20 protein-coding genes and 6 pseudogenes are annotated in these 24862 nt (G+C 34.8%); 9 read left to right on the top strand and 17 right to left on the bottom strand.

Annotated elements, in window-relative coordinates:
* Window positions 1–238: 238 nt before the first annotated feature.
* The 4 genes and pseudogenes from H5J24_RS03605 to H5J24_RS03590 form a co-directional block, all read right to left on the bottom strand.
* Window positions 239–869, bottom strand: a pseudogene (locus H5J24_RS03605) (thiamine diphosphokinase).
* Window positions 859–1427 (bottom strand): annotated as a pseudogene (locus tag H5J24_RS03600) (cob(I)yrinic acid a,c-diamide adenosyltransferase). The pseudogenes H5J24_RS03605 and H5J24_RS03600 overlap by 11 nt, the downstream one beginning before the upstream one ends.
* 145 nt (window positions 1428–1572) lie before the next feature.
* Complete coding sequence (locus H5J24_RS03595) at window positions 1573–3990, bottom strand: TonB-dependent receptor plug domain-containing protein (protein ID WP_068944357.1); 2418 nt, start codon at window positions 3988–3990, stop codon at window positions 1573–1575.
* Window positions 3991–4299: 309 nt separating this feature from the next.
* A complete protein-coding gene (locus tag H5J24_RS03590; protein WP_141395722.1) occupies window positions 4300–4884 on the bottom strand; it encodes a hypothetical protein in 585 nt (194 codons plus the stop codon).
* 175 nt (window positions 4885–5059) lie between these two features.
* Here H5J24_RS03590 and H5J24_RS03585 point away from each other — a divergent pair, with 175 nt between their 5' ends.
* Window positions 5060–5551 (top strand): DinB family protein, encoded by a 492-nt coding sequence (locus H5J24_RS03585; RefSeq protein WP_068944359.1) that lies wholly within the window; start codon window positions 5060–5062, stop codon window positions 5549–5551.
* A 74-nt stretch (window positions 5552–5625) separates the two neighbouring features.
* Here H5J24_RS03585 and H5J24_RS03580 read toward each other — a convergent pair whose 3' ends face one another.
* The 3 genes and pseudogenes from H5J24_RS03580 to lptB form a co-directional block, all read right to left on the bottom strand.
* Window positions 5626–6582, bottom strand: a complete 957-nt coding sequence (locus H5J24_RS03580; RefSeq protein WP_068944360.1) for a helix-turn-helix transcriptional regulator — start codon at window positions 6580–6582, stop codon at window positions 5626–5628.
* A 40-nt stretch (window positions 6583–6622) separates the two neighbouring features.
* A complete protein-coding gene (locus tag H5J24_RS03575; protein WP_068945185.1) occupies window positions 6623–8350 on the bottom strand; it encodes an ABC transporter ATP-binding protein in 1728 nt (575 codons plus the stop codon).
* Window positions 8351–8853: 503 nt separating this feature from the next.
* A pseudogene (gene lptB, locus H5J24_RS03570) lies at window positions 8854–9579 on the bottom strand (LPS export ABC transporter ATP-binding protein); the annotation flags it as partial.
* Window positions 9580–9733: 154 nt separating this feature from the next.
* Between lptB and H5J24_RS03565 the strand changes: the two are divergent.
* The gene (locus H5J24_RS03565) at window positions 9734–10030 is read left to right on the top strand and encodes a TM2 domain-containing protein (RefSeq protein WP_068944361.1); all 297 of its coding nucleotides are present in this window, start codon (window positions 9734–9736) and stop codon (window positions 10028–10030) included.
* Window positions 10031–10096: 66 nt separating this feature from the next.
* Window positions 10097–10273 (top strand): bacteriocin, encoded by a 177-nt coding sequence (locus H5J24_RS03560; protein WP_141395723.1) that lies wholly within the window; start codon window positions 10097–10099, stop codon window positions 10271–10273.
* A 109-nt stretch (window positions 10274–10382) separates the two neighbouring features.
* Here H5J24_RS03560 and H5J24_RS03555 read toward each other — a convergent pair.
* Window positions 10383–10601, bottom strand: a pseudogene (locus H5J24_RS03555) (porphobilinogen synthase); the annotation flags it as partial.
* Window positions 10602–10696: 95 nt separating this feature from the next.
* Between H5J24_RS03555 and H5J24_RS26110 the strand changes: the two are divergent.
* Window positions 10697–10861 carry a bacteriocin-like protein gene (locus H5J24_RS26110; protein WP_407918888.1) on the top strand — a complete coding sequence of 55 codons (165 nt, stop codon included), beginning with the start codon at window positions 10697–10699 and terminating at the stop codon, window positions 10859–10861.
* Window positions 10862–10912: 51 nt separating this feature from the next.
* On the opposite strand, the gene hemB is transcribed toward H5J24_RS26110, so the two are convergent.
* Window positions 10913–11902 (bottom strand): porphobilinogen synthase, encoded by a 990-nt coding sequence (gene hemB, locus H5J24_RS03550; RefSeq protein ID WP_068944363.1) that lies wholly within the window; start codon window positions 11900–11902, stop codon window positions 10913–10915.
* A 118-nt stretch (window positions 11903–12020) separates the two neighbouring features.
* On the opposite strand from hemB, the gene H5J24_RS03545 reads away from it, so the two are divergent.
* The 3 genes and pseudogenes from H5J24_RS03545 to H5J24_RS03535 all read left to right on the top strand — a co-directional run bounded on the left by H5J24_RS03545 (window position 12021) and on the right by H5J24_RS03535 (window position 14699).
* Window positions 12021–12371: a T9SS type A sorting domain-containing protein gene (locus tag H5J24_RS03545; RefSeq protein ID WP_068944364.1), complete on the top strand. Its 351-nt coding sequence runs from the start codon at window positions 12021–12023 to the stop codon at window positions 12369–12371.
* A 102-nt stretch (window positions 12372–12473) separates the two neighbouring features.
* Window positions 12474–13384 (top strand): annotated as a pseudogene (locus H5J24_RS03540) (ABC transporter ATP-binding protein).
* Between the two features lie 4 nt (window positions 13385–13388).
* Complete coding sequence (locus H5J24_RS03535) at window positions 13389–14699, top strand: ABC transporter permease (RefSeq protein WP_068944366.1); 1311 nt, start codon at window positions 13389–13391, stop codon at window positions 14697–14699.
* Between the two features lie 406 nt (window positions 14700–15105).
* Here the strand turns inward: H5J24_RS03535 and H5J24_RS03530 are convergent, their stop codons facing one another.
* From H5J24_RS03530 to H5J24_RS03495, 8 genes and pseudogenes are all read right to left on the bottom strand, one after another.
* Window positions 15106–15777, bottom strand: a complete 672-nt coding sequence (locus H5J24_RS03530) for a porin family protein (RefSeq protein ID WP_068944367.1) — start codon at window positions 15775–15777, stop codon at window positions 15106–15108.
* Window positions 15778–15795: 18 nt separating this feature from the next.
* Window positions 15796–16668 (bottom strand): succinate--CoA ligase subunit alpha, encoded by an 873-nt coding sequence (gene sucD / locus H5J24_RS03525; RefSeq protein WP_002977143.1) that lies wholly within the window; start codon window positions 16666–16668, stop codon window positions 15796–15798.
* 90 nt (window positions 16669–16758) lie between these two features.
* A complete protein-coding gene (locus H5J24_RS03520; RefSeq protein WP_068944368.1) occupies window positions 16759–17661 on the bottom strand; it encodes a UDP-3-O-(3-hydroxymyristoyl)glucosamine N-acyltransferase in 903 nt (300 codons plus the stop codon).
* Between the two features lie 67 nt (window positions 17662–17728).
* Window positions 17729–18295 carry an elongation factor P gene (gene efp / locus H5J24_RS03515; RefSeq protein ID WP_045500255.1) on the bottom strand — a complete coding sequence of 189 codons (567 nt, stop codon included), beginning with the start codon at window positions 18293–18295 and terminating at the stop codon, window positions 17729–17731.
* 40 nt (window positions 18296–18335) lie between these two features.
* Window positions 18336–19130, bottom strand: coding sequence for an acyl-ACP--UDP-N-acetylglucosamine O-acyltransferase (gene lpxA, locus H5J24_RS03510; protein ID WP_068944369.1), 795 nt, complete (start codon window positions 19128–19130; stop codon window positions 18336–18338).
* Window positions 19131–20529 (bottom strand): annotated as a pseudogene (locus H5J24_RS03505) (bifunctional UDP-3-O-[3-hydroxymyristoyl] N-acetylglucosamine deacetylase/3-hydroxyacyl-ACP dehydratase).
* Window positions 20522–21553: a UDP-3-O-(3-hydroxymyristoyl)glucosamine N-acyltransferase gene (lpxD, locus tag H5J24_RS03500; protein ID WP_068944370.1), complete on the bottom strand. Its 1032-nt coding sequence runs from the start codon at window positions 21551–21553 to the stop codon at window positions 20522–20524. Before lpxD ends, H5J24_RS03505 begins: the two are co-directional and overlap by 8 nt.
* A gap of 80 nt (window positions 21554–21633) precedes the next feature.
* Window positions 21634–22851, bottom strand: a complete 1218-nt coding sequence (locus H5J24_RS03495) for an HD domain-containing protein (RefSeq protein WP_068944371.1) — start codon at window positions 22849–22851, stop codon at window positions 21634–21636.
* A 304-nt stretch (window positions 22852–23155) separates the two neighbouring features.
* Between H5J24_RS03495 and H5J24_RS03490 the strand changes: the two genes are divergently transcribed.
* Together H5J24_RS03490 and H5J24_RS03485 are read left to right on the top strand one after the other, a co-directional pair.
* Window positions 23156–24277 carry a PDZ domain-containing protein gene (locus tag H5J24_RS03490; RefSeq protein ID WP_232816034.1) on the top strand — a complete coding sequence of 374 codons (1122 nt, stop codon included), beginning with the start codon at window positions 23156–23158 and terminating at the stop codon, window positions 24275–24277.
* Window positions 24250–24798: a S41 family peptidase gene (locus tag H5J24_RS03485; RefSeq protein WP_232816033.1), complete on the top strand. Its 549-nt coding sequence runs from the start codon at window positions 24250–24252 to the stop codon at window positions 24796–24798. The genes H5J24_RS03490 and H5J24_RS03485 overlap by 28 nt, the downstream gene beginning before the upstream one ends.
* Window positions 24799–24862 lie beyond the last annotated feature (64 nt).

Genomic DNA, 24862 nt, shown 5'->3' with positions numbered 1-24862 from the left:
TTCTTTTACAACAAAAGGTACAAAAGTTTATTTTAATAACCCTTGAGTTCACTTAATTAAGCTTAAAAGTTACATAAAAGAAGTACACTTAAGAAGAAAATCAAAGATTTTCAGAACTTAGGTGAACTTCTCGAACGGTGAGTAGTTACTTAAAAAACTTAAGTGTTCTAAACTTTTGTTACTTTGTGGTTTAAAATTTATTTTAAGTTTTGGCTAAAGCCAATGGGTCTTATTTTATTTACAAATAATTTTTTCCAATAAAAATCAGCAGATCTCCTTTTTCATAGGTAATGGAAACCTCATCTTCAACTGCAAAATTTCGGGTTCCGATTCTTGAGATAATGTCTAAATTTCCATTATTCAAAGGCCAATTCAATCCTGTTGTTGTAATATTCTCAGCTGCAGGAAATGGATATAGAGAGATCATCTTATCTTTTACTCCTTTTACTGTAATTTTTTTTGGAATGAAATAATACGCTGAAAATTCATCATAAAACTTCACTTCTAATCTATCTTTAAAAGCATAAGCAACTGTAAGATTTCCTAAAAAATGATCCTGTTCGCCCCCCACTGCCTCCAAAAACATCTACATTCTTTCCTCCTTTTTCAATAATGATATCCAGTGATTTATAAAAATCTGTATGATTCTGATCTGGTGTATGGATAAATTTTTCTTGATAAATGTTTTCATCAGATCCGGAGTGGGAATCAAAATCACCAGAAATAAAGTCCAGTTTATCCAAAGGAAATCCTATTCTTTTGAGATAGTGAAAAGCACCGTCTGTACAAGCGATGAGGTCATAATGGTCTGGATTAGGGAAAGATTTTGGAGCTTCTCCGTTGATGAAAAGTAATACTTTATCTTTCATTCGGGTTCCAGTATTCTTCAGGTTCGTTGTTTAGTTTTGATATATATCTTGCCAAAACAAAAAGATAATCTGACAATCTGTTTAAATATTTAATCAATTCCGGACGTACTTCTTCAGATTCATTTAAAAACACCAATGAACGTTCTGCTCTTCTACAAATAGTTCTAGCGGCATGCAAAAATGTTGCAGGTTTTCCGCCTCCGGGAAGGATAAAATACTGCAGTGGTTCCAGTTTCTCATCAAAAGCATCCATCCATTGCTCCAGTTCTTCAATTTCTGTTTCTGAAATAATGATTGGAAGTCGTGATTTTCCGTTAGCCAGCATCAGCTTATCAACTGGAGTGGCTGCTTCTGAGCCTACAGTAAATAGATCAAACTGAATTTTTTCAGTTGTCTCAAAACTTCTTGATCTTCAATATGACTTTTTGCAATTCCAATGAACGAATTCAGTTCGTCTATATTTCCATAACTGTCTACTCTCGCACTGGCTTTGGAAACTCTTGTTCCACCATAAAGTGCTGTCTGGCCTTTATCTCCTGTTTTTGTATAAATTTTCATACTACTAAAATACTTTTTTTTGTACAATGTAAAAAGTAAAATATAGCAATAACATCCTATTCTATCTGAAAAATAATTAACTGACATCAGGAGTTAATGTCAGTTAATATTTACATATGTGGGTTTTATATCTTTTAAATACAGCTTAAAACGTATAATTAACATTTAGCTGAAAAATGGTTCCGTTAAATCCAAACTGATTCACTTCCCAAGGATATTTGAACCTTCCTCCAAGATCTGTTACGATATCTCCTTTACTATCTATAACATCCGGATAAATATTAAATAAATTATTTACAACTCCTGAAACTTTAAGATCTTTCGTGATTCTATATGTTAAAACGATGTCTGTAATTACTTTACCAGAAAATGTCTGATCTTTGGCAGGATCGGTTGCGTGCTGCCATGTAACAGAACCAAAGTAAGTATTATTTAAGTTAAAATTAAACTTTGAAATATCATAAGAAAGACTAAGAATAGCTTTTGTTTTTGGTCTTGCAGAGATAATTCTGGATTGTTCTTTTCTATCAAAAAAGTTTTCTGAGTAACCGTTTTCAGCCAAAATAGGCGGAACGGCAATATTATCTACTATTTTAGTTTCGTTATAATTGAAAGCAGCAATAATCCCCAGTCTTCCTTTACCTATAGCAGAATTATAATTAGCTACGAAATCTACCCCTTCAGTAACGGTATTTACCGCATTGGTGAAAAATTTCAAAGAGGTTATTTTATTATTATCTAATATTACTTCTACAGGGTTTGTTGTATCCGGACTACCTGGAGACCCGGTCTTATAACCAATATCTCCTGAGAAAAGGACCCGATCTTTAATTTTTATTCTATAATAATCTGCTGTAATAGTAAGATTTTTAAAAGGTTTTACGGCAAATCCTCCAGTAATGTTAAAGGCTTTTTCAGCATTTAATTTGGGGACACCAAGATCAGATCTTACAATTTGAGAATCGTTATTGAAGGTCCCCTGATTAGCTACGGTATTTCCTGTAATCTTGGTTTGAACATTGGAATAATAAATTTGGTGTAATGAAGGTGCTCGAAACCCTGTAGAAACAGATCCTCGGAAAACTAATTTATCATCCAGCAATTTATACCTTGCATTTCCTTTCCAGGAAACATTGTTTCCAAAATCACTAAAATTTTCATATCTCACCGTTCCTCCAACCAGCAAATTTTTCGTAACATCCCATTCAGCATTCATATAAGCTCCAATATTCTGGCGATTTTTATTGACTTCATTTTGAGGCTGCAATCCCGGAAATGACTCTGCACCAGTTCCTATATAGGACGCTTGCTCTCCTGCCGTTGCCTGATAATTCTCATTGCGTACTTCAACACCGGCTCCTAAAACAAACGTACCAAAATTTCGGTTGATATCTATGTTTCCTATAATATTATTAAACTGATGACCACCTGCTTTAAAACGGGTTGGTGAATTTGCACCCAAAGATGTATTAATGGTATTTCCTACAACATAATCTACTGCATTAGAGCCAAAGGTCGCACTCCCATCAAAGCTCCATTTTCCAAACATACCTTTCCACCCGGACGTTAAATTATAATCATAAACATCTGTTTTAAATTCTGGTTGAAATCCATTGTAAGGCTGTCCTTTTGGAGTTAATAAGCCAAAATCTGAAGTTACCCAATAAGGTGTTCTATACAAACCATAACTGGTTCCATTCCTATAAGTTGTACCCCCAAAAGCATAAAACTTGCCTGTTTCACCTGTTGGCAATTCAAAATTGACAAACATATTGGCAACTTTTGTCTCCGGCTGTCCTATAATCATTCCTAGACCAGGGTGAGATTGCGTCCAGGCATTATCCACACCAAAAAGTTCATCTTTTGTAATAGAACCTGCACGGTTAGTTTTATTTTGGGAAGAATATCCTACTGTAAGATTCAAGCTTCCATTTTTTGCCACTCTTATTCCTGTATTAAAATCTGCTCCGATATTAAAGCCATCTCCTTCTGAGGTAATACCTGAAAAAAGATTGACTGTACTTTTTCCAACGCTGTTCTTAAGAATTATATTGATCACTCCTGCAATAGCATCAGAACCATATTGCGCAGAGGCTCCGTCTCTCAATACCTCTACATTCTGTAAGGCAGCAGATGGAATACTTTTCAGATCCGTACCTACCTCACCTTTTCCTGGGGTATCATTTACATAAATTAAAGCACTTTGATTTTTTCTTTTACCATTAACCAAAACTAATGTTCTGGAAGGCCCCAATCCTCTTAAGTCTGCCGGATCAAAATGAGCTGTAGCATCAGAAACAGTTTGCTGTGATGAATTAAAAGAGGGCACAGAATAGGTCAAAGCTTTATCAAAGGTAACCTGTCCTGTGGATTTTAGCTGTACAGCCGAAATATTATCAATTGGAATTGCCGAAGTAATGATGGTTCTGGGTTTAGTTCTCCCCGTAGTAACCACTACTTCATCAATATTATTTTCTTTTACAGTTTCCTGAGCATATGCCATAGTACCAGCTCCGCTTAATACTAATACATAGATTTTTTTACTAAAGATTTTCTTTCTCATATCAAGTGTTAATAATTAAATAGTTTTATAAAATTATTAAATACTTAGTACAAAAATCAAACATAAAATAAAAATACCATTCAAAACATAGTAAAATATTATTAATATGTAAAAACGAAAACTTAGTTTACAAAATATAAAGTAACTTATTAATCGTCTAAAAAAGAAATATAACAATCATTCTGTATTTTACATGAAAAATAATTAGTTAATATTACAAAATATCATAATTTTATTCTTTCAGAGAAATAGTGTATCTCGTAATCACTGGGTACAAAAAATGGCCGGGAGAAACCGGCCATATCCAAATTATTTATTTACCTCTACATATTGTATGATGGTCTGATTTTTTGGGTTGTAGATAATAGTACTACTGTTGGGAAATCTTTTCAGCTTATAATACTGAATGCTTTTATCGGTTTTAATATCTTCTAAAAAGCTTGTATCAAAAGTATTATCAGGAAGAAATTTTGAAAGAAGGCTTATTTTATTAATGATGCTTTGTCCATCAATTTTTCTTGCTGTTTTATCTGATTTTTCTTCATTAGAAGTGGGCTGCTTTTCTAAAAAGGGAAGCAATATGGCAATGTCTGCTTTATATTTAAAAATATAGCCTTCAGTTCCTGTAGGAAGTTTTATTTTTTTCCCTTTTTCTTCTGAAATCATCTCAGTTCCGGCATTAGGGAAAACAGTATTAAATTTAACATCCTCAGAATTAGTCAATGAATTAATAGATTCATTGACTGTTTTTTTAACAGTCTCTTCTACTGCCTGCTGAGCTTTCTGCTGTACTTTTTCTGTGGTTTCCTGAACCGTCTGATCTATTTTTTCTTCAATTTTATTACATGATACTAATAAAAAAGTGGCCATTACAGGCAAAACATACTTCTTCATACTTCTAAATAATCATTTTCTTTTATTAATATACTTCTCTTAAACGGAAAAGTAGCCTTCAATATTTTAGCAAAGAAATAAAATATTTTTTCATCATCAAAAATCCTACTGACAAACTGTTGTCATCACCCGGTCTTACCTTTGTATCAACAATAACAAACAAAAACAATACATTATGACAACTACAGCAACAGCAACCCAGCAATTCATGACTACTGAGCAATTATTAAAAGACTGGCAAGGTCACAGAAACCTTACAAGAAGAGTGATTGAGGCTTTTCCTGAAAAAGAATTATTTGAATTTTCAATTGGTGGAATGAGGCCATTCGCTAAAATGGCAGTAGAACTCATTTCTATCGGAGGTACAGCTTTGAAAGGAATTATTGAGAACAATGTGGAAGCTTATAGTGAAGAAGCTTTTAATCCAAAAACCAAAGAAGACATCCTAAAAAAATGGGATGAAGAAACTGAGGTGATCAACCATTATTTCAGACAAATTACTGAAGAGCGTTTCCAGGAGACTTTTAATTTATTCGGACAGTATGAGTTCCCGGTCTACGAAAATATTCTTTATTTTATTGATAATGAAATTCACCACCGAGCGCAGGGATATGTCTATCTGAGAGCTTTAGGTATTGAGCCGCCTTTCTTCTGGGAAAGATTTTAATACAACAGTTTATAAACCATTTCATCTATTACCAATAAAAGTCAATCTACCTCAGCAGTTTTTGCTGAGGTTTTTTACTGATGTTTTTCTATCATTTTGACAAGAAGTTCATTCATTCTTGTCCTAAGACTCTCTGGTTCCAGAACTGTGGCATAGTCTGCAAAAGTGATAACCCAGCGGGGAAATCCATCATTAATCCATTCTGTTTCAAAAGTAAGCTCCATTCCCTGATCAGTTTCTACTTCTTCAATCAGACCATAATATTTCTTAGAATTAACAAGGTGAGCCATTATCTTTTTGTCTACCAAAAGTCTTGCCTGAACTTTATTGCCGTGTGACTTTCTGTAATCGTTGATCTGACCGTATTCCTGTAAAAAAGGAATCTGTGTTTTAGAAATTTTTAGAATTCTATCTACTCTAAACTGTCTGAAGTCTTTCCTGAGTGTACAATAGGCCATGATATACCAAAAATTAAATTCAAAGAAAATTCCAACTGCTTCAATCGTTCTATTGGTCACTCTTGAATCTACCGTCTGATATTCAATATTCAGCTGTGTCTTCTCTGCAATACTTTCCAGAATAATAGGAATGACATTCTTCAGAGAGTCTTCTTCCTTCTGCTGGGTATGAACATTAAAAACATCAATTTGTTTTTCAATATTCTGTATCAAGTTTTTATCCGAATACCTCAATACTGAACGCACTTTTTCCATCGCGGTCTGATAATGATTTCCCAAACTCTGATGAGAAAACTTCTGCATCAGCTTTTCAGCAGTGATAAAACTCAAAACTTCTTCTTTGGTAAACATGATTGGCGGAAGTTTATAACCTTCCATCAGTGAATATCCGTTTCCTGCTTCTCCCACAATTGGAATTCCTGCATTCTCAAGGGTTTTTACATCCCGGTAAATAGTCCTTACACTGACATCAAATTTTTCAGCAAGATCCTGAGCCCTTACTACAGGTTTAGACTGCAGCTGGGTAAGAATGGCTGTTACGCGGTCGAGTTTTTTTAGATAATGATCGTTCATTTTGACAATTGTTGGCCGAAGAAGTAAGTCAACAAAATTATTAATTTTCTTTAAGAGTATTCATCAGTTTGTCAAGATTTAAACTTCGTGCTGAAGCATCAAAAATCTCACGGTAGGTTCCTTCTTTGTTATAAAGCTCATCATGAGTTCCATTCTCTACCACTCTCCCCTTTTTCATCACATAGATGGTATCTGAATCCAGGATCTGCGATAAGGAATGGGAAATAATGATCACCGTTCTTCCCTCTTTGATAGCATCCAAAGAATTCTTGATCTGTTCGGTAGCAATGGCATCCAGACTTGCTGTAGGCTCATCCAGGAATATAATCGGAGGATTCTTCAAAAACAATCTTGCAATCGCAATTCTTTGCTGTTGTCCTCCTGAAAGCTGGGTAGCATCATGCTGATATCCCGTAGGAAGATCCATGATCTGATCGTGCAGATATGCTTTTTTAGCGGCAGCCTGAATCTCCTCAAAAGTAGCATTCATATCTCCATAGCGGATGTTGTCTTCAATACTTCCCTGAAAAATATGGTTTTTCTGAAGAACCAATCCAAGATCGCTTCTCAGAAATGTATTATCAAATTCATTTAAGTTCACCCCATCCAGCAAAATTTCTCCTGAATTGGGCAGATAAAATTTACACAGAAGATTAATCACAGTGGATTTTCCGGCTCCGCTTAATCCCACCAATGCTGTTGTTTTCCCATTTTCAATTTTCATGGAAACATCATGCAAAGCTTGTGTTCCGTTAGGATAAGTAAAATCTACATTTCTAAGTTCAAAAGTTCCTTTAATCTCTTTCTCTACAAAGCTTCCGTTTGGTTCTGTTTCACTATCAGCATTAAGAATATCAAAATATCCTTCGGCATAGATCATTGCATCATTCATATCATCATAAATCCTATGTAATTGACGGATAGGCGCTGATACATTGTTGAAAAGCATAATATGAAGCATAATGGCTCCGATAGTCATTTGCTGATCCAATACCAGATACACTGTTAGAAGAATAATTAAAACAACACCAAACTGTTCAATAAAGGTTTTTAATCCATCATATATAAAGTTGGTTCTTCTTGTGAACATCTGGCTTTCCATCAGCTGCATCTGGAGATCATATTGTTTTTTCCCTTCGAATTTTTCGCGGACAAAACTTTTGATCACCATAATAGAATTGACCAAGTTTAAAAGCCCGGAAGTTTTCTTTTCTCTCTGATTTCTGAGCTGCCGGCGTACTCCACTTAGTTTTTTAGCCTGTAATGAGCTTATGTAAAAATAGATTGGGACAATAATTGTAGAAACCAATCCTACATACACATTCTGCATGTACATGATGATCAGTGCAATAATCGCATTGGAAAAAAGCGGAAGAATATCGATGAAAAAATTTTGTACTAACTTGGTTAAACTCTCAATCCCACGGTCTATCCTGATCTGGAGTTTTCCGGATTCGTGATTTTCATCATTGAAATAAGCCACACGGTAGCCCAAAATTTTATCTATGGCTGATTGTGCCAACACCGAACTGACATTGATTCTGATTTTTTCTCCATAGAATTTCTGTCCAAAATTGATAAAAATATTCAATAATTCTTTTCCTAATAAAATAATGGAGATGATGATAAGAATATGAATTCCCTCTGTCATCGGATGCGGAAGATGGGTAAGTTGGGTAACCTCATCCACTGTATATTTAAGTACTATCGGATTGACCTGTGCCGCCAGAGCTCCAAGAAAAGTAAGAAACAATGTTCCGTAAATCATTAATCGGTAAGGTCTGATAAAGGGAACAAGCTGTTTATAAATCCCGAATAAAGTAACTGTTCTGTTGAATGGTTTTGCCATAGGAATTATTTAAACTGAAAAACGTACCGTTTCGAAAAGAAAAGGTACGTCTTTATTATGGTTTTAAACTATTAAATACTTAAATTTTATCCTTCATACATATACGTTGTCAGATAATGAAGCTCTGGCTGACTCACTTTTTTAGATTCTGCCTCTGCTTGCTCCAGAGAATATTGTGAATTAATTTCTTTTTTCTGGAAAACAAATGAGTTGTTTGCATTTTTATCCACTACCTCACTAAAGATATGCTCGATCTCTGAGTTTCCTAATGAAGCAAAACTAACATCTTCAAAACCATACATCAGTCTCAGATTATCATATTCCTTAAAGTTTTCATCAACAAATCCCTGCAATTGAGATTTTGAATCAAAATTACCTGCCCAGATGTTATAAGCGTACTTTTTCTTCTTCGGTTTGTCTAAAATGCTTTGGTATACGAAGTTTTCACCAAGATAAGCTTCTCTTACCTGTGGATCATTCGCAAGATCTTCCGGAAGTCCTTCTTTAAGAATCTTTCCTTCAAACATAATATAGGTCTTATTGGTAATTGCAAGGGTCTGCTGTACGTTGTGGTCGGTAATCAGGATTCCGATATTTTTATCTACAAGGCTTCTTACAATCTTTTGAATATCTTCTACCGCAATCGGGTCTACCCCAGCGAAAGGTTCATCCAAAAGAATAAAGTTCGGGCTTGTTGCCAAACAACGGGCAATTTCCGTTCTACGTCTCTCTCCTCCGGAAAGAAGATCCCCTCTGTTTTTACGAACATGCTGCAAAGAAAACTCTTCGATCAGTTCATCACATTTGATTTGCTGTTCACGTTTGGACAGTTTTGTCAGCTGCAATACTCCCATAATATTTTCCTCTACAGACAATTTCCTGAAAACGGAAGCTTCCTGTGCCAGATATCCGATTCCCTTTTGAGCTCTTCGGTACATCGCATCCGTAGTAATCTCCTGTTTATCCAAGAAAATTTTTCCTGAAGTAGGCTTAACCAACCCTACGATCATATAAAACGATGTGGTTTTTCCTGCTCCGTTTGGACCAAGCAAACCTACAATTTCTCCCTGCTGAACCTGTACAGAAACGCCTTTTACAACTTTTTTAGGACCGTATTCTTTGATTAAGTTTTCTCCTCGTAAAATCATAAGGCAAATATATCAAAAATATAAACTTCACTTATATCTTAATGTAAACTTGTTGTTCTAAAATTTGAAACCTTTTAACATTCAGTGTTTGTAACTTTTAATAATTTAAATCTACTTATTATAAAAAAATTCAATCAATTACAAATACTAAGAAATGGAAAACTACGGTTACACAAAAACAGAAAATACAGGAAACCAACAACAGGCGAATATCCCTTACCGTTCAGAGAAAAAACTTCCTGCGGCCCTATTAGGTATTCTTGTAGGCTGGCTGGGCTTAAATAAATTTTATCTTGGGTATACCAAAGAAGGAATTATCCAATTGGTTCTGAACATTGTTACCTGTGGTATTGCCTCCATTATTCCTTTTATTGAAGGCATCATCTATCTTTGTATGGATGACAAACAGTTTGATGACACCTATGTTTATGGGAAAAAACCTTGGCTATAATTAAATATCAAAATAATGTGAAATATTTTCATTATTTTAGTATAACTAATTAATAAAATATTCACCATGAAAAAATTAACAAAAAAAGATTTAAAACAAATCGAAGGCGGATATTATTATACCTATCCTGATAAAAACGGGAACTGTTTTCGGGGATGGTATCTATGTCCAACAAAAATTTGTCTTTTAGATCATCCCGATAACCCTATACGTCCTGAAGACCCTCTCTGTGCTGGAAGATAAATGAAAAAATTATAATCAGGGAGGCAAAACAATTTATCTTAATAAAAGCAAAAAATGCTGCCTCAGTGAGACAGCATTTTTTGCTTTTATTATTCATATTGAATTATTTCTATTTATTTAAAATCATTGCTGCTTCTTTAGCAAAATAAGTAAAGATCTTATCTGCACCTGCTCTTTTGAAACATGTAAGATTTTCAATAATGGTTTTATCATTATCCAGCCAACCGTTCTGAACAGCTGCTTTTACCATTGCGTATTCTCCACTTACGTTATAAACGGTAATTGGAAGATCAATCGCTTCACGTACTTTAGAAACAATATCCATGAAGAACAATATTACCCTTATCCCAATTTAAAAAAAATAATCCTACATCTATTTAATTTTTTATTACATTTAAAGCTCAATAAAACAAATTATTTAAAATGAAAAATTTCAAGAAAATTTCAAGAAATGGACTTAAGTCTGTTTTAGGAGGAGGAATTCTACAATGCCGAGTAGGATATGTTTACATGTGTAATTCAATATACGTATGTGATCCATCAACTGACCAATACGAGGGATGTTGCGGATGTGTTCCTAAAGTATAGTAAGATGAGGCTGTCATAAATTGATAGCCTCATTACTCTTCTATTTTAAAATTACTTATTCAAAATCATCGCTGCTTCTTTAGCAAAATAAGTAAAGATCATATCTGCACCTGCTCTTTTGAAACATGTAAGATTTTCAATAATGGTTTTATCATTATCCAACCAACCGTTCTGAACAGCTGCTTTTACCATTGCATATTCTCCACTTACGTTATAAACGGCAATTGGAAGATCAATCGCTTCACGTACTTTAGAAACAATATCTAAGTAAGGAAGTCCTGGTTTAATCATGATAATATCTGCTCCTTCATCAATATCTTTAAATACTTCATTCAAAGCTTCACGAGAGTTGTGAAAGTCCATCTGATAAGTCTTTTTATCTTTCGGAATTTCAACATTTTCTTTAGGAGCACTATCTAAAGCACTTCTGAAAGGCCCGTAGAAAGAACTTGCATATTTTGCAGCATAGCTTACGATACCCACATCCGTGAATCCGCTTTGTTCCAATGCTTCACGGATCACCTGTACTCTTCCATCCATCATATCACTTGGTGCTACAAGATCTGCACCCGCTTCAGCATGAGATACTGACATTCTTGCCAATGCCTCGTTCGTTGCATCATTTAGAATTTTTCCATTTTCAATAATACCGTCGTGTCCATAGATTGAATAAGGATCTAAAGCTACATCAGGCATTACTACCATTCCTGGAACAGCGTCTTTAATAGCTTTGATGGTATTCTGCATCAATCCGTTTTGGTTCCATGCTTCCTTTCCGGTATTGTCTTTCAGATGTTCTGACACCTTCATGTACAAATTGACAGCTTTTACGCCTAAAGAAAATAATTCCTTACATTCTTTTACTGTTAAATCGATGCTTCGCCTGAAAATTCCCGGCATCGACGGGATCGGTTCCTGCATGTTTTCGCCCTCCATTACGAAGATCGGCATTACAAAATCATCAGTTGTAAGCACATTTTCTCTTACCAAACTTCTGATAGATTCATTAACTCTAAGTCTTCTATTTCTTGAATGTATCATTTTGGAATACTTTTTGAATAAGTTTCTACAAATTTACTATAAGTTATACAAAAAACTATTGTATGAAATTATAGAATTTGTTATATTTGTTATATATATTCGAGAAATTATAAATTTGATGAAAAAATTTTTACTTTTATTTTTATTTGTAGGCGCTTTTGTTGGGTTTTCCAACAATTTACAAGCTCAGCTTAGAGAGCCGGGTTCCATCTCTCAGAAAGCAGATGATGGTGTTTTGCTTGCCTATCCAAATCCTGCAAAGGATTTCCTTATTATTAAGGCAAAAGATTCTTCTTTAAGAATCAAAAGTGTGACCTTTTATTCTATTTTGGGTATGCAGGTTGCCAATTATACAGTCAATATGAACTCCGGAGAGATTAATATTGAAAAATTAAAACCCGGAAAATATCTGATTCGTTATATTTTGAGCGACAATACGCAGAAAGTTACTCAAATCGTGAAACAATAAATTAAGATCCTGATAATCATCAGGATTTTTTCTTTATACCAATCTCGTTTAATATTTCCGTAACTTTAAGGACTTTTTTATACTAATTGTAAAAATAACTTAATGCTAAAAGCTGAACATATTAAAAAGACCTATAATACTGGAAAAAGGTAGCATTGGATGATTTCAGCATCCATGTTCCTAAAGGCAGTATCTACGGACTTTTAGGACCTAACGGGGCCGGAAAAACATCATTCATCCGTATTATTAACCAAATTACCCAAGCAGACTCCGGAGAGATCTTAATCAATGGACAAAAACTGAACCCTAGCCACATCAAGGATATCGGTTATATGCCGGAAGAGAGAGGACTATACAAAAATATGAGTGTAGGCGATCAGATCTTGTATTTTGGAGAATTGAAAGGGATGAGTAAAAATGATGCCCTGAATGAAGCAAAAAAATGGTTTGACAAACTGAATATCGACCAATGGTGGAAGAAAAAACTTTCTGAACTCTCTAAAGGGATGGCACAAAAGATTCAGTTTGTAGTTACGGTACTTCACAGACCCCATCTTTTAATCCTTGATGAACCTTTCTCAGGTTTCGATCCTGTAAATGCCAACTTAATCAAAGATCAAATCATTGATCTTAAGAATAACGGAACCACCATCATTCTTTCTACTCACAGAATGGAAAGTGTAGAAGAAATGTGTGATTATGTGGCGTTGATTAACAACTCTAAAAAAATTATTGACGGAAGAGTTTTTGACGTAAGAGAAAAATTCAAGAAAAATATTTTTGGAATTACCCTTTCTGAAGTGAACAATGAACAATTGGAAAGCTTCAGAAATAAATACGAGATCTTCAACTTTTCCAACGAGAACAGCCTGGTTTCTTTTGACCTCAAAAATGAAACGGATCAGAACAATATTCTTCTGGATCTTGTACATATAGGAAAAGTAAGATCATTTGACGAAAGAATTCCTAGCATGAATGAAGTATTTATTAATGCCGTAAGCAACCATTCTTAATTTTATGAAAAATATTTTTTTAATTACAAAGAGGGAGTTTCTTACGCAGGTTAAGAAAAAATCCTTTATCATATTGACTTTGTTGGCGCCCGTTATGATTATTGCTTTTGGTGCAGTGATCGGATTGATGTTTAAAGCCAACGAATCACACAGCGTTATTGAAGTGGTTGACAGAAGCGGCTTATTCATCAATCAATTGAAGTCTAATGATAAGCTAAACTATGTATTTGTTTCCGCAGCAGACGAAAAATCGAAGATCAACAACTTAAAAGGAAATGAATCTCTGGATGGGATCTTAATTTTACCTGAATTAAAAAGGCAGAATTATGAAGAGCTTGAAACAGGAGCAAGATTGGTTATCAACAGTAAAATGGGCTTTGACACCAAACAGAAAATTGTTTCCGATATTTCCAATGTTGTTAAAAAGGAAAAAATCAAGCAATTAGGAATTCAGGAAACTCAGTTGAATGATCTGGATAAGAGTTTCAGCCTGAAAACCATTAATGTTGCCGATAACAATAAGGAAGATTCTGATCTTACTTTTGGTGTTAAATCCGGACTTAGCATGGTGCTGATGTATGTTACTTTCATGTTTATTATTATCTATGGAGTAAGGGTAATGCGAAGTGTTCTGGAGGAAAAGAATAACCGTGTTGTAGAAATCATTATTTCTTCAGTGAAGCCTTTTGAACTGATGATGGGTAAAATACTTGGAGTAACTTTGGTTGCCCTTACCCAGTTTTTGATCTGGATCACCATGTCTGTAATTGGAGCTTTGGTTTTAAATACAGGATTCTCTCCTCTTCAACAGAGCGTTCCTGGTGCCAATGAACAAATTGCAAGTAAACTGGATATGACGCAACTTGCTACTCAGATTTCTCATAGTTTACTGGAGTTGAATTTCCCATTGATTATTTTTGTATTCATCGTTTTCTTCCTTTTAGGATATATTTTCTACAGTTCCATTTACGCAGCTATTGGTTCTGCTGTGGATAATGAAACGGAAACTCAGCAATTCACTTTATTTGCGATTTTACCATTAACTCTGGGAATGTATGGAAGTTTCTCATTAATGAACAACCCTGACGGTCCTATGGGCTTCTGGCTGTCTATTATTCCATTCACTTCACCGGTGGCCATGATTGCCAGAATTCCATTTGGAGTTCCGGCATGGCAGATTGCCTTATCTATTATACTATTGCTGGTAACAACTGTCTTTATGATATTCCTAGCCGGAAAAATCTATCGCGTAGGAATTTTGATGTATGGAAATAAGGCTACTTTAAAGGAGCTTTGGAAATGGATTAAAGGATAAACTGATAAAAATAAAAAACTCAAAAGGGCAGATTTGCAAGGTATGCGAATTTGCTCTTTTTATTTTTAGGGATGAAAAATATTTGATCAATAGGAGCCCATCATTTTATTTAATCTGCTTTCTTTACTACGAGAAATTAAAAAGATTTAACGTAAAGTTTCATAATAAAAACTTTATATTTTTAAGGAACCAAAGATGGAATCAGTTCCATTGATTCTTTCTAAGCAGACGAAGACTAGTTGAATAATTTTACTTCATTTAAATAAAAATATAACTCAAATGATTTAGAAACTTTTTCATTGGATTGCTTACTTATCCTATTTTTACTATACACATTTACCTTAATTCAAAAAAATCCCGGAAATTAATTTCCGGGATTTCTTATTTATATTCTGAATAAAATGTTTTATTTGAATATATAGCTTAAGGTAAGAGCTAACACCTGTTCAGACTTTTTCTTATCAGTACCTTTAGTTTCTTTTTTAAGGCCAGGATAAGTATCTCCTAAACCTAAGTCATATTTTAAAGCTACTTCAAGTTGTCTTTTATAACTATATCCTATTCCCAGTCCTATTCCCCAGTTAAAGCTGTTTGCTTTTCCATGCACCCCTGAAGGCTGCGAAGGATCAGTAACATCTGGATCATAATAAGGTCTGTTCGCAGGAACATCTTTAACATTTTGGCTCAACAAAAAGTTAAATCTAGGTCCCAATAGTCCAAAGAATTCAGATTCTGCTTCCGAAAAATACCCTTTAAAGTAAAGTGGTACACTCAGATAGTTATTCGCATATACTGCATTATACCCATCAAGATTCTTTGCATCACTATCTTTACCTGTTTCTCCGGCACCATAGTATGAAACTTCAGGCTGGATATAAAACTGGTTGGTCTTTCCTACGGGAATTAAGGCCAAGACTCCACCTTGAAAAGTGTATCTTGGGCCAGAAGGATTATGGGCGTTTGATACTCTGGAATAGTTGAGTCCAGCTGTAACTCCGAATCTTGTATTATTCCACTGCACTTGTGCAAAGGATAATGTAGAAAGGACTAAAGCTGAGGTTAATAAAAGTTTTTTCATATTTTATTTGGTTTTATATTATCCTAGGATCTTAGCTACAGTAGCACCGATATCAGCAGGAGAATCAACAACGTTGATACCGTTCTCTCTCATGATTTCCATTTTTGCCTGAGCTGTATCTTCTGCACCACCTACAATAGCACCAGCGTGTCCCATTGTTCTTCCTTTTGGAGCTGTTTGTCCAGCAATAAATCCTACAACTGGCTTAGTAGATCCACTAGCTTTGTACCATCTAGCAGCTTCTGCTTCTAGTCCACCACCAATTTCTCCAATCATTACAACAGCTTCAGTTTCAGGATCGTTGATGAATAATTCTAGAGCTTCTCTTGTAGTAGTTCCGATAATTGGGTCACCACCGATACCGATCGCTGTAGAAATACCGTAACCTGCTCTTACTACCTGATCAGCAGCTTCGTAAGTAAGGGTACCTGATTTAGAAACGATACCTACTTTACCTTTTTTGAAAACGAAACCTGGCATAATACCAATTTTAGCTTCTTCAGAAGTAATGATTCCAGGGCAGTTTGGTCCGATTAATCTGCAGTCTCTGTCAGCGATGTAAGATTTTACTTTTACCATATCAGCTACAGGAATACCTTCAGTAATACATACAATTACTTTGATCCCTGCTTCAGCAGCTTCCATGATAGCGTCTGCTGCAAATGCCGGTGGTACGAAAATGATACTTACATTTGCTCCTGCTTTTTCAACAGCATCAGCTACTGTGTTGAATACCGGCTTTCCTAAGTGCTCGCTTCCTCCTTTTCCTGGAGTAACACCACCTACTACGTTTGTTCCGTATTCAATCATCTGACCAGCGTGGAAAGTTCCTTCGTTCCCTGTAAATCCTTGTACAATTACTTTAGAATCTTTGTTTACTAAAATTGACATTTTATTGTTGTTTTAATTTATTTATTATTTTATTAATGCTCACAAATTTACTCAAATTTCTTTGATTTTAGACAAAACCTTTGGAATTGTTTATTTGAGATTTCTCAGCTTTACTTCTTTTTTCAGATAAGTTTTGAAATCTTCTGCAAACATTCCGATATAGGTTCCTTTTTCAAGGTCTCTGTTCACTCCGGTTTTTCCTAAAAGTACAGATCCACTCTCGATTTTATTCCCGGAAGCGATCCCAACTTGCCCCCATAGCGTTACTTCATCCCCTATCACACAACACCCAGCAATTCCAACCTGAGAAGCAATCAGACATTTTTTTCCAATTACAGTATCATGTCCAATCTGAATCTGGTTATCTAAAACAGAACCTTCTCCAACTATGGTAGAGTCTGTAACTCCTCTGTCAATAGTACAACCATTTCCAATTTCCACGTTATTTTCGATCACTACATTTCCTACAGAAATTAAACGGTCAAAGTTTCCATTCAGTTTTCTGTAATAGAAAGCATCTCCTCCCAATACGGTATTGGACTGAATGATTACATTATCACCAATAACGGTTCTGTCACCAATCACTACATTTGGGAAAATTAAAGTATTTTTTCCAATGGTCACATTGTTTCCGATTACAGCGGAAGAATGAATTTTTGTTCCTTCTCCTATTTCCACATCGTGAAGCACTTCTGTGAAGTTATAAATTCTTGTAAAATGGGTATTGATCTTATTAAAATCTCTGAAAGGATCATCAGAAACTAAAAGCGCTTTACCTTCAGGGCAATCTACTTCTTTATCAATCAAAATAACAGTTGCCGCAGAGTTTAGTGCCTTATCGTAATATTTGGGATGATTTACAAAAACAATATCACCAGGTTTTACCATGTGAATTTCATTGGTTCCCAATACTTCAAAGTCTTCCGGACCAATAAATTTTGAGCCTATTAAATCTGCGATCGTTTTAAGCTTTTGCGGAGAATGGAATCTCATAACAATAGATTTTCTTATAAAACAAAATTCGGACTGCTAATGCAACCCGAATTTATGTAAATTTTATTTATTCTTTTACTCTTTCTAAGTAGCTACCGTCTTCAGTGCTCACTTTAATTTTGTCTCCCGGTTCAATGAACAAAGGAACCATTACTCTTGCTCCTGTTTCAACGATTGCGTTTTTAAGAGCGTTGGTAGCAGTGTTTCCTTTTACACCCGGATCAGCTTCAATGACATCCAGATATACTGATTGTGGAAGTTCAGCAGAAAGCGGAGTTTCGTCAGCTTCTTTCAAAATGATGGTTACTTCTTCACCTGCTTTCATCAAGTTTGAGTTTTCAATCATTTCTTTATTTAAATATAACTGAGAAAAGTCATCGTTATTCATGAAGTGGAATCCGTTCTCATCATCATAAAGATACTGGAACTTTCTTGTGATTACTTTCACTTCTTCAATTTTGTGACCAGCAGAGAATGTATTATCTAATACTTTTCCGTTTGTCACAGATTTTAGTTTTGTTCTTACGAATGCAGGTCCTTTTCCTGGTTTTACGTGAAGGAACTCAATTACTTTAAAAATATCATTGCTGAATTCGATGCAAAGACCTTTTCTGATATCGTTACTTGTTGCCATTAAATATATATTATCTTTTTTACTTAGTTTGTAGCACTTTTTAGTTGCTGTCTTTTCCTGTTCCGTATCCTTTTACAATCCCTCTTGGAGAGTTTTGGATAAACTGAAGAATTTCATCTCTTTCAGCTGTAGGAAGCATTTCTTTTTCAATATATGCTAACGCTTGAGAAACGTTCATCTTCATTTGGAAAATAGCTCTGTAAATCTTTTGAATTTCAAAGATCTTCTCATTGGAAAAGCCTCTTCTTCTAAGACCTACTGAGTTAATCCCAGCATAGGAAATAGGATCTCTTGCTACTTTCACATACGGGGGAACATCTTTTCTGATCAAAGATCCTCCTGAAATCATCGTATGCTTTCCGATTTTACCAAACTGCTGAACAGCAGATAAACCTCCCATTACGGTAAAGTCTCCAATTTCAACATGTCCTGCAATACCGCAGCCATTGGCTATAATCACATTATCTCCGATAATACAATCATGCGCAACGTGGGAAGTTGCCATAATTAGGCAGTTGCTTCCTACTTTGGTATACCCTAAAGCTTTTGTTCCTCTATTTATTGTTACACACTCTCTTAAAGTAGTATTATCTCCAATAATGGTTCGCGTATCTTCACCATCGAACTTTAAGTCCTGAGGAATAGCAGAAATTACAGTTCCCGGAAAAATTTTACAATCCTTTCCTATTCTTGCTCCATCCATGATGGTAACATTGGGACCAATCCATGTTCCTTCTCCAATTTCTACATCCCCTGCAATTGTAGTAAATGGTTCTACGATTACATTTTTGCTGATTTTCGCACGTTTATCTACGGCTGCTAACTGATGAATCATTTAATCAACTTTATTTTTTGCAACTTGAGCCATAAGCTCTGCTTCTACTGCCACAGTATCTCCTACATATCCGTACCCCTGCATGTGCACAATACCTCTTCTGATAGGCTCAATCAATTCAATTTTGAAGATAAGTGTATCTCCCGGAATTACTTTTCTCTTGAATTTCACTTTATCAATCTTGATAAAATAGGTAGAATAGTTTTCAGGATCCGGAACACTTGCTAAAACAAGGATACCTCCTGTTTGAGCCAAAGCTTCAACCTGAAGTACTCCTGGCATTACAGGTTCTTTAGGGAAATGACCAACGAAGAAAGGTTCATTCATTGTTACATTCTTTAACCCTACTACATGAGAGTCTGAAAGTTCCAGAACTTTATCAATTAATAAAAACGGAGGTCTGTGAGGCATAAGCTTCATAATTCCGTTGATATCAAATACCGGTTCTTTTGTTAAATCAAAATCCGGAACGTTTTTTCTTTTTCTGCAATTTCCACTGACGATTTAGTTTCTTCGCAAACTGAGTGTTTACGAAATGTCCTGGTTTGTTAGCAATAACCTTTCCTTTAATTTTCACTCCTGCTAAAGCCAAATCACCAATTACATCCAGTAATTTGTGTCTTGCCGCTTCGTTAGGATAATTTAGGTTAAGATTATCAAGAATACCGTTTGGTCTGATGGATACATTATCCTTACCAAAGGCTTTTTTCAGTTTTTCTGTAGTTTCCGGAGTCAAATCCTTATCTACATAAACGATCGCGTTGGAGATATCTCCACCTTTGATCAATCCGTGGTCTAAAAGCATTTCCAATTCATGTAAGAAGCTGAATGTTCTTGCTGAAGAGATTTCGTCTTTAAATTCGGAGATATTTTTAAGGGTAGCATTCTGGGTTCCTAAAACTTTAGTTCCAAAATCTACCATAGTAGTTACTTCGTAGGTATCTGAAGGAATGATGGTGATCTCTGAACCTGTAGCCGGATCACTGTAAGTAAGAACTTCTTTTACTACAAGATATTCTCTGGCAACATTCTGATCTACAACTCCTACACTTTCGATAGCTTCTACAAAATACTTTGAAGATCCATCTAAAATAGGAGGCTCAGAAGCGTCCATTTCCAATATTGCATTGTCTATATCACAACCTACTAAAGCTGCCAAAAGGTGCTCACAGGTAGTAATTTTTACGCCAAGCTTTTCTAATGTTGTACCTCTCTCTGTTGCTACTACATAATTAACATCAGCTTCAACCTGAGGGTGTCCCTCCAAATCGGTTCTTACAAATACAAATCCCGTATTTTCTTTTGCGGGTTTGATGGTAAGTTTTACTTCTTTACCAGTATGAAGGCCTATTCCAGAAAGGGTTACTTCTTCCTGAAGCGTTTTTTGCATATCACTCATTAGTATTATCTTTTGAGTTATTCTCAAGATTATTTATTCTGTTAACTATTTCAGGGAAATTTCTGAAATGAACATAGCTTCTTAAATAGTCATTGTAGCTGATTGCCGGTGAACCATATAAAGTTTCTCTATCGTTAACACTTGAATTTACACCACTTTGGGCCTGAATTTTCACCTGGTTTCCGATTTTGATATGTCCGACAACTCCTACCTGACCTCCAATTTGATTCCAGTCTCCGATGGTAGTAGAACCTGCAATTCCGGCTTGTGCCGCAATTACATTATTCTGTCCTATTTTCACATTATGGGCAATCTGGATCAGATTATCAATTTTTGTACCTTTTCCAATGATGGTAGAACCTATTGTTGCTCTGTCTATACTACAGTTTGAACCAATTTCTACATCATCTTCTATGATTACGTTTCCTAGCTGTGGAATTTTTTTGAATCCTTCAGCAGTGGGCTGAAACCCAAAACCATCTCCTCCTACTACTGTGTTGGAATGAATAACACAATTGTCCCCAATAATACAGTAATCATAAATTCTGGCGCCACTGTCTATTTTACAGTTTTTACCAATTTTTACTCCTTTACCAATATATACATGTGGATAAATTTGTGACTTGTCTCCGATCTTAGCTTTCTCAGAAACATATGTAAACGCTCCTATATACACTTGATCCCCTATCACAGCCGAATCATGGATAGACGAACCGTCTTCAATACCTTCTTTCCTTCCTCTCATCTCCTGATATAAATTCATCAGAATCTGAAAAGATAGATAGGCATCTTTTACTACAATTAAGGTTGGGTTATAACTATTTTCGTTAAGAAGTTTTTCCGAAACGATGATTACGGAGCATTTTGAGGTATCTAAAAAATGAGAAAATCGATCTTGTGCTATAAAAGAAAGATGTCCTGATTCTCCATTTTCAATTGGAGAAACCCCTGTAATAAGTGCATTCTCATCACCTATTATTTTTCCGTCAATAAAACTTGCAATTTGCGAAGCTGTGAATTCCATATTCTGCAAAGATAAGAAATTCTATAATTTGCAAACATTTTTTGATTTCAGATATTCAATTTTAATATTATTTAAGAATCTCAACGGGAGATATCTCTTGGAAACATAAGAATATAACGGGTCGTTTTATTGACCATCAACCCTGATAAAAGTTGATCTTCTGATTCGTGAAGCTTCATTTTTTTACCATTTTTCTGCAATAAATAAATCGGTTGCTTTTCGGTATCGTAAGGCAAAAGTTTTCTTTTTATCTCATGAACCAATTCTTTCCCATTAGCAATTTCAAAAAATTCATTGGTGATTTTTATTTTTTCTTCAATAATTCTCTCATCAAAAGGATGGGATGAAATAATGGTCTTTGGAAGATTTCTCTGAATAACACTCTTACACCAATAAGACAAAACAAAGTCATCAGAATTCTGCCATTCTTTCATAGCCTGAATCACATCATTATCATCTAAACTGGTAAATCTTTCTATATCTTCATCTGTTGCTGCACTCTTTCCACGATATAAAAAATATTTAAGATTCTCTGTTGCCGGAAGTTCAATTCCTTGAGAAATCAGATATTTTGCCCTTTCAAGAATTTTCACCAATAAAAATTCTGCTAATGCAGATGTTTTATGATAATAGACCTGCCAATACATAAACATCCTTGCTGTTAAGAAGTTTTCTATAGAATAAATTCCCTTTGCATCAATAACCAGCTCTCCTTCTTCACATACATTCATCATGGAAATAATTCTCTGGGTATTAATATTTCCTTCTGATACTCCCGTAAAAAAACTATCTCTTTTTAGATAATCCAATCTGTCTACATCCAATTGAGATGAGATCAGCTGATTAAAAAACTTTCTGTGGTATTTACCCTGGAACATTTCAATAGCCATGGATAGCTCACCATTAAATTCTTCATTCAACTTATTCATCAGCAATAAAGAAAGCTTTTCGTGGTGCCAGTCATCCATTAACATATTTTCCAAAGCATGGGAAAATGGCCCGTGCCCTATATCATGCATTAAAATAGGCAACATTGCTCCTTTTTCTTCTTCTTCAGAAATTTTAACGCCTTTCTGTTTCAATGTTTCTAAAGCTGTAAACATCAAATGCATGGCTCCCAGCGCATGATGGAACCTTGTATGGGTAGCTCCCGGAAAAATCAGATTCAAAAGACCGGTCTGGCCAATCCTTCTCAATCTCTGGAAATAAGGATGTTCAATAATATCAAATAAAATTTCGTGAGGAATTTTGATAAATCCATGAACAGGATCATTGATAATTTTTAGCTTATTCTGCATTGGAACGTCAATATAAGTAAACAAAGTTAGGGATTTTTAATTTGAAGGATGATTAAATTAGTATTAAAAGGAAGGAAGCTGGAAGAGGGAGGCTGGAAGTTATCATCTGCAATAAGCAATTAAAGTTATTGATTTTGAAAATATTTTTTGAGAATAATTTAATATGTATGAACTACTATTTCATTAATAAACTCCCAATAACCTCCTTCCTCCAACTCCCTGCTTCCCTCTCTAATTATTCATCAAAAAACCTTTGTCATTCTTGCATTAATCACTTACCTTTGAGAAAAACCAATTCTTTTTGATGAGAAAACATTCTCTTTTCATTTTATTCTTCTTTTTAAGTCTACATTTTCCTGCACAGATTTTATCTGAAAATCAAAAACTGGAATCTCTTTGCAGAGTTTGGGGGTTTTTAAAGTATTATCACCCTCATGTAGCAAAAGGTAATCTGAACTGGGACCAGCAGCTTTTCAAAAAGATCAATGAACTTGAAAGAATCAATGACAAAGCAGCATTGAACAATTTGTACTCCAATTGGATTACAGATCTTGGAAAAATTAATGAATGCGCAGAATGCATTCCGGAAGCCGATAAAACTTATTTCCTGAAAAACTTTGACTTAAGCTGGATAGATAATTCCAATATATTTACTGATATAACTTCTCAAAAGCTTCGATATATTGAAAAGAACCGCAACACTGACAACAATCATTTTATTGGAAAAGGAGGACGAAAAATATTTTTCAAAAATGAGCATTCTTACGGATCACAATTTACTTCCAAACAAATCAGTTTATTGGAGCTCTTCAGATATTGGAATTATGTGGAATATTTTTTTCCTTACAAATATCAAACAGATCAAAAATGGAATGAGGTTTTGGCAGAAATGATCCCAAAATTTCTTACAATCAATAATGACGAGGATTATCAGTTGGCCTTAGCAGAATTGGTAACCAAGATTGATGATTCCCATGCTTTTCTTTTTTCACCACTGATCAGCCTTCATCAATATGGAAACAGAAAGCTGCCATTAGAATATTCTTATGCAGAAGGAAGATTGATTGTCACAAAGATTAATGATAACAGACTGCACGAGAAAACACCTTTTAATATCGGGGATGTTATTTATGATGTAAATGGAAAAACAATTCCACAAATGGTCAACAGCCTTGGAAAATATATTCCTGCCTCCAACTCATGGGGGAAAGTAAATAAGCTAAAAAGCAAACTCCTTTTCAGCAATCAGGATTCTCTTTCTGTTAAATTGGAAAGGAACGGACAAAATATAGAAGTTGTAGCAAAAACTTATTTTATTAAAGATATTATCGTTAAAAAGTTCCAACTCCACAAAAATGGAAGTTTCTGGATGAAGAAAAGAAAATCGGCTACGTCAATATGGGAATTCTTGCTAAAGATGAAGTAAATGAAATGTACAAAAATTTGAAATATACAGAGTCCATTATTTTCGACCTCAGAAATTACCCAAAACTTACTATCATCCCTTTAAGTGAATTGTTACTTCCTCAATCAACCACTTATTATCAGTTTAACTTCCCGGAAACCACCTACCCTGGAAAATTTTACAGCAGGAAGAACAATATTGGTAGAAAGAATCCCGATTATTATAAAGGAAACGTCATAGTTTTGGTAGATGAAAACACGCAAAGCCAGGCAGAGACCACAACCATGATGTTTAAACAGCATCCAAAAGCCAAAGTGATTGGAAGTAATACTTCAGGTGCAAATGGAGATATTATCAAGTTTAAAATCGCAGATTTAGACACCTATTTTACAGGTCTTGGCGCTTATTATCCTGATGGCAGAGAAACGCAAAGGATCGGAATTATTCCGGATATCCTTATAAAACCAACTGTAGAAGGAATAAAAAGTGGGAAAGATGAGATTTTGGAAAGAGCTTTGCTGTATATAAAAAATAAGAATTAAATTGTACAGAAGCAGGAAGTGTTACAGACCATTTTCATTTAACTAATATTTAACTTTTAAACTT

The sequence above is a fragment of the Chryseobacterium capnotolerans genome (assembly GCF_021278965.1).
In the GTDB taxonomy this organism is placed as follows: domain Bacteria; phylum Bacteroidota; class Bacteroidia; order Flavobacteriales; family Weeksellaceae; genus Chryseobacterium; species Chryseobacterium capnotolerans.
Note: the sequence above shows the minus strand (reverse complement) of the source record. Positions and strands in the feature narration are given on the sequence as shown.

Excerpts from the sequence above, each read along its gene's own strand:
- H5J24_RS03595 (WP_068944357.1), bottom strand. The coding sequence starts at position 3,990 with ATGAGAAAGAAAATCTTTAGTAAAAAAATCTATGTATTAGTATTAAGC.
- H5J24_RS03590 (WP_141395722.1), bottom strand. The coding sequence starts at position 4,884 with ATGAAGAAGTATGTTTTGCCTGTAATGGCCACTTTTTTATTAGTATCA.
- H5J24_RS03585 (WP_068944359.1), top strand. The coding sequence starts at position 5,060 with ATGACAACTACAGCAACAGCAACCCAGCAATTCATGACTACTGAGCAA.
- H5J24_RS03580 (WP_068944360.1), bottom strand. The coding sequence starts at position 6,582 with ATGAACGATCATTATCTAAAAAAACTCGACCGCGTAACAGCCATTCTT.
- H5J24_RS03575 (WP_068945185.1), bottom strand. The coding sequence starts at position 8,350 with ATGATTTACGGAACATTGTTTCTTACTTTTCTTGGAGCTCTGGCGGCA.
- H5J24_RS03565 (WP_068944361.1), top strand. The coding sequence starts at position 9,734 with ATGGAAAACTACGGTTACACAAAAACAGAAAATACAGGAAACCAACAA.
- H5J24_RS03560 (WP_141395723.1), top strand. The coding sequence starts at position 10,097 with ATGAAAAAATTAACAAAAAAAGATTTAAAACAAATCGAAGGCGGATAT.
- H5J24_RS26110 (WP_407918888.1), top strand. The coding sequence starts at position 10,697 with ATGAAAAATTTCAAGAAAATTTCAAGAAATGGACTTAAGTCTGTTTTA.
- hemB (WP_068944363.1), bottom strand. The coding sequence starts at position 11,902 with ATGATACATTCAAGAAATAGAAGACTTAGAGTTAATGAATCTATCAGA.
- H5J24_RS03545 (WP_068944364.1), top strand. The coding sequence starts at position 12,021 with ATGAAAAAATTTTTACTTTTATTTTTATTTGTAGGCGCTTTTGTTGGG.
- H5J24_RS03535 (WP_068944366.1), top strand. The coding sequence starts at position 13,389 with ATGAAAAATATTTTTTTAATTACAAAGAGGGAGTTTCTTACGCAGGTT.
- H5J24_RS03530 (WP_068944367.1), bottom strand. The coding sequence starts at position 15,777 with ATGAAAAAACTTTTATTAACCTCAGCTTTAGTCCTTTCTACATTATCC.
- sucD (WP_002977143.1), bottom strand. The coding sequence starts at position 16,668 with ATGTCAATTTTAGTAAACAAAGATTCTAAAGTAATTGTACAAGGATTT.
- H5J24_RS03520 (WP_068944368.1), bottom strand. The coding sequence starts at position 17,661 with ATGAGATTCCATTCTCCGCAAAAGCTTAAAACGATCGCAGATTTAATA.
- efp (WP_045500255.1), bottom strand. The coding sequence starts at position 18,295 with ATGGCAACAAGTAACGATATCAGAAAAGGTCTTTGCATCGAATTCAGC.
- lpxA (WP_068944369.1), bottom strand. The coding sequence starts at position 19,130 with ATGATTCATCAGTTAGCAGCCGTAGATAAACGTGCGAAAATCAGCAAA.
- lpxD (WP_068944370.1), bottom strand. The coding sequence starts at position 21,553 with ATGGAATTCACAGCTTCGCAAATTGCAAGTTTTATTGACGGAAAAATA.
- H5J24_RS03495 (WP_068944371.1), bottom strand. The coding sequence starts at position 22,851 with ATGCAGAATAAGCTAAAAATTATCAATGATCCTGTTCATGGATTTATC.
- H5J24_RS03490 (WP_232816034.1), top strand. The coding sequence starts at position 23,156 with ATGAGAAAACATTCTCTTTTCATTTTATTCTTCTTTTTAAGTCTACAT.
- H5J24_RS03485 (WP_232816033.1), top strand. The coding sequence starts at position 24,250 with ATGGGAATTCTTGCTAAAGATGAAGTAAATGAAATGTACAAAAATTTG.